Origin of the sequence: Nostoc sp. CMAA1605, from assembly GCF_021596505.1 — a bacterium.
In the GTDB taxonomy this organism is placed as follows: Bacteria; Cyanobacteriota; Cyanobacteriia; order Cyanobacteriales; family Nostocaceae; genus Trichormus.
In genome coordinates this window covers 1-3189 of sequence record NZ_PJIZ01000181.1, presented here as the reverse complement: position 1 = coordinate 3189, position 3189 = coordinate 1, and the positions used below count along the sequence as shown (strand labels likewise).

8 protein-coding genes and 1 pseudogene are annotated in these 3189 nt (G+C 41.4%); 7 read left to right on the top strand and 2 right to left on the bottom strand.

Annotated features, from left to right (window positions below):
* The coding region (locus CV014_RS29625) for a glycosyl hydrolase-related protein (RefSeq protein WP_236145276.1) at positions 1-273 on the top strand (273 nt) is incomplete at its 5' end.
* On the opposite strand, the gene CV014_RS29620 is transcribed toward CV014_RS29625, so the two are convergent.
* Together CV014_RS29620 and psbN are read right to left on the bottom strand one after the other, a co-directional pair.
* Positions 245-445, bottom strand: a complete 201-nt coding sequence (locus CV014_RS29620) for a hypothetical protein (RefSeq protein WP_236145275.1) — start codon at positions 443-445, stop codon at positions 245-247. The genes CV014_RS29625 and CV014_RS29620 overlap by 29 nt on opposite strands.
* On the bottom strand, positions 435-566 hold the full coding sequence (psbN, locus tag CV014_RS29615) for a photosystem II reaction center protein PsbN (RefSeq protein WP_236145274.1): 132 nt from the start codon (positions 564-566) through the stop codon (positions 435-437). The genes CV014_RS29620 and psbN overlap by 11 nt, the downstream gene beginning before the upstream one ends.
* 85 nt (positions 567-651) lie before the next feature.
* On the opposite strand from psbN, the gene psbH reads away from it, so the two are divergent.
* From psbH to CV014_RS29595, 6 genes and pseudogenes are all read left to right on the top strand, one after another.
* A complete protein-coding gene (gene psbH / locus CV014_RS29610) occupies positions 652-855 on the top strand; it encodes a photosystem II reaction center phosphoprotein PsbH (protein ID WP_236145273.1) in 204 nt (67 codons plus the stop codon).
* 113 nt (positions 856-968) lie between these two features.
* Positions 969-1103, top strand: coding sequence for a hypothetical protein (locus CV014_RS30310; protein ID WP_268964975.1), 135 nt, complete (start codon positions 969-971; stop codon positions 1101-1103).
* A 44-nt stretch (positions 1104-1147) separates the two neighbouring features.
* Positions 1148-1204, top strand: a pseudogene (locus tag CV014_RS30845) (twin-arginine translocase TatA/TatE family subunit); the annotation flags it as partial.
* Between the two features lie 11 nt (positions 1205-1215).
* Complete coding sequence (locus CV014_RS30840) at positions 1216-1389, top strand: hypothetical protein (RefSeq protein ID WP_442946957.1); 174 nt, start codon at positions 1216-1218, stop codon at positions 1387-1389.
* A 30-nt stretch (positions 1390-1419) separates the two neighbouring features.
* Positions 1420-2061 carry an aminoacyl-tRNA hydrolase gene (gene pth / locus CV014_RS29600; RefSeq protein ID WP_236145272.1) on the top strand — a complete coding sequence of 214 codons (642 nt, stop codon included), beginning with the start codon at positions 1420-1422 and terminating at the stop codon, positions 2059-2061.
* 749 nt (positions 2062-2810) lie between these two features.
* Positions 2811-3189 (top strand): Clp protease N-terminal domain-containing protein (locus CV014_RS29595; protein ID WP_329608468.1); only part of this gene is annotated, 379 nt, incomplete at its 3' end.

Genomic DNA, 3189 nt, shown 5'->3' with positions numbered 1-3189 from the left:
CAAGATAGAGTAAGTTTCTTAGACTTATCAGCCGAAAATCTAATTTTAATGGCTGTAAAACCATCTGAAGATGAACCAGAGAAATTAATTCTTAGGTGTTATGAGTCTCAAGGAACAACAGCCGAGTTATATTTACACAGTGATTTAGGTCTCAAACTAGGTAAACCAGTAGACCTATTAGAACGTCTCACCACAGAATTCTCATCTCAGCAACAAAAATCCACAATCCCACCAGGGAAAATCGTCAGTTTTCATCTGCTGAGTAATGAGTGATGAGTAATGAGTGCTGAGTGCTGAGTAATGAGTGCTGAGTAATGAGTGCTGTTAGCCGTGGCACGGCGTTTAGACGATACTGAGTTGAGAAATAAATTCTACCTTGTCTACCTTGTCTACCTTTTCCCCAATCCCAGTCCCCAGTCCCCAGTCCCCAATCCCTAATCCTCATGATCCTCGAAAGGATCTGACAACTCCTTGCTTGGTGGGCCAAAAGCGGTATAAATTCCAAACCCTGTAATGCCTATAACGGCGGCGGCTACAGAAATGATAAGAACTATTGCGGGTTCCATAAGTGTTTTATAGATGATGAGTGGTATTCTTATAGAATATTACAGAAGATTAAAAAAAGCTTTGGCAACTAATCTTAGGTGAACTATGGCACAACGGACTAGGTTGGGAGATATCCTGCGACCTTTAAATTCTGAGTATGGTAAAGTAGCTCCTGGCTGGGGAACAACTCCTGTAATGGCTATTTTTATGGGGCTATTCTTCGTGTTTTTGCTGATTATTCTGCAACTTTACAACAAGTCAATCATCATTCAAGATGTCTTGGTTGACTGGCGTAGCTTAGGTGGCTAATCGCACATACAGCAACTAAGCTGTCATACCAAAAAACACGCACCCGGTTTATCCGGGTTTTTTTGTGCCTTTGCTCCTGAAAAAGTTAGTCTTAATAAGTGGGGGATTGGGAATTGGAAATTGGGAATTGGGAATTGGGACAAGGTGGACAAGGTGGACAACGTGGACAAGGTAGAATTTTTTACCCCATGCCCTATGCCCCATGCCCTATGCCCCATTCCCAAAATAGATACACATCATTAAATTAGAGAGGAGAAACCGCGTGAATATTTTTGGTATTGGTTTACCGGAAATGGCTTTGATTATGGTTGTGGCTTTGTTAGTCTTTGGCCCTAAGAAGTTACAGAGATCGGCCGGAGTTTGGGGAAAGCAATTCGCGGTTTTCAAGAAGCTTCTAATGAGTTTCAAAGTGAATTTAAGCGAGAAGCTGAACAGTTGGAACAGGCTGTAAAAACAACTGCGGAAATTGAACCTAAGCAAATTGAGGGAGTTAAATCGGAGCAAGATAGTGCTGGTTCTTCTCCAGCCGCTTAAATAACTGCTGCGAATTGATTGACAAAGAACATGACAGAAGTTGTTACGCCACAGGCTTTGGTGATTCCTCAACTCATTGTCGGGTTGGGGAATCCAGAGCCTAAATATGACCAAACTCGCCATAATATCGGCTTTGGGGCTGTGGATGCGCTAGCTCGTGCTTGGCACATTTCCTTGGCAGAAAATCGCAAATTTCAAGGGGAATTTGGCGAAGGTACTGCACCAGGAGGCTACAAAATCCGTCTGCTTAAGCCTTTAACTTATATGAATCGCTCAGGACAGTCTATACAAGCCGTGACAAGTTGGTACAAGTTGCCGCCTGAGTCGGTGTTAGTAATCTATGATGATATGGATTTGCCTTTGGGAAAGACGCGTTTGCGTTTATCTGGTTCGGCTGGGGGACATAATGGGATGAAGAGTGCGATCGCTCATCTCAATACCCAAAATTTCCCCCGGTTACGCATTGGTATCGGTAAACCCAAAAATGCTGCTAGTAACGATAACTCAGAGACTGTTTCCTATGTTTTAGGAAAATTTACCGCCGCTGAATCTCAACAAATGTCTCTCGTACTCCAGTTTGTAGTTGAGTGTGTAGAATTAAGCCTCAAACAAGGTGTAGAAAAAGCGATGAACCGTTGTAATAGCCGGACTATTGACGTTTCTCAAACTTGAATTTCTGAGTATCAAAATATCAAATAATCCACGTTAGGAATATTTACTTGATAGAGAGGTGATTTATCGCCTCTTTATTATTTATCCGTTAATTTCAACTCTCAGGTGAGTGTAAATCACTATGAGAAAAATTTATGAAATGTGATGGCGATTTTGATAATTTTGTATCAAAGTTATCTGTTATTCTGTAATTATTCTGTTTTCAGTATTTTAAGTTTTAAATCACGATAATTATGACAAGACAAACATCCGTACTTTGTTTTGTTGATTAATTCCAACTAATCGCCTCGACAATTAACAATGATTGTTATTCTTTGATGGGAAGTAGCTACTAATTAACTGATGATGCTGTTGTTGATCCCATCTCTGGGTTAATGAGAAAAATTTGAATTTTGTCCGATTTTAATGATTAAAATATTTAATCGTATTAGTTAAATTATTTTAAATAATATATATTTTTCTCAAAAAGTTTGACTGTGGGTAGCAACTTGTGTTAACAATAAATATTTGTGACTGTCTAATTAGATTTTCAACTTGGTAGCCTGCTGTATGTAAGTCAAGCCTGAAAATGCTGATAAATTCAAACTCCTCAGTACAGCAGCCATATAAGAAGCAATAACTAAATAATAGTTAACCCATCAGCTTGGGTGATAATTCCTGGATGTTTAATATCTTTATACAGGCATCCAGCCGATTAGCCTGTGCTAAAATCAGCGTACCGGCACGACGCAGGTGATGGGAAAAATGCCATGTTTGAACGCTTCACAGAAAAAGCCATTAAGGTAATCATGCTGGCCCAAGAAGAGGCCCGCCGTTTAGGTCACAACTTCGTTGGAACCGAGCAGATCCTCCTGGGTCTGATTGGGGAAGGTACGGGAGTTGCGGCCAAGGTGCTGAAATCGATGGGTGTCAATCTCAAAGATGCCCGCATTGAAGTAGAAAAAATCATAGGCCGGGGTTCGGGCTTTGTGGCCGTGGAAATTCCGTTTACGCCACGGGCAAAGCGGGTTCTGGAACTATCCCTAGAAGAAGCGCGCCAATTAGGGCATAACTACATTGGCACCGAGCATCTGCTGTTGGGCCTGATCCGGGAAGGGGAAGGTGTGGCAGCCAGGGTGCTAGAAAACC

Coding starts and splice junctions, on each gene's coding strand:
- pth (WP_236145272.1), top strand. CDS start 1,420: ATGACAGAAGTTGTTACGCCACAGGCTTTGGTGATTCCTCAACTCATT.
- psbN (WP_236145274.1), bottom strand. CDS start 566: ATGGAACCCGCAATAGTTCTTATCATTTCTGTAGCCGCCGCCGTTATA.
- CV014_RS29620 (WP_236145275.1), bottom strand. CDS start 445: ATGAGGATTAGGGATTGGGGACTGGGGACTGGGGACTGGGATTGGGGA.
- psbH (WP_236145273.1), top strand. CDS start 652: ATGGCACAACGGACTAGGTTGGGAGATATCCTGCGACCTTTAAATTCT.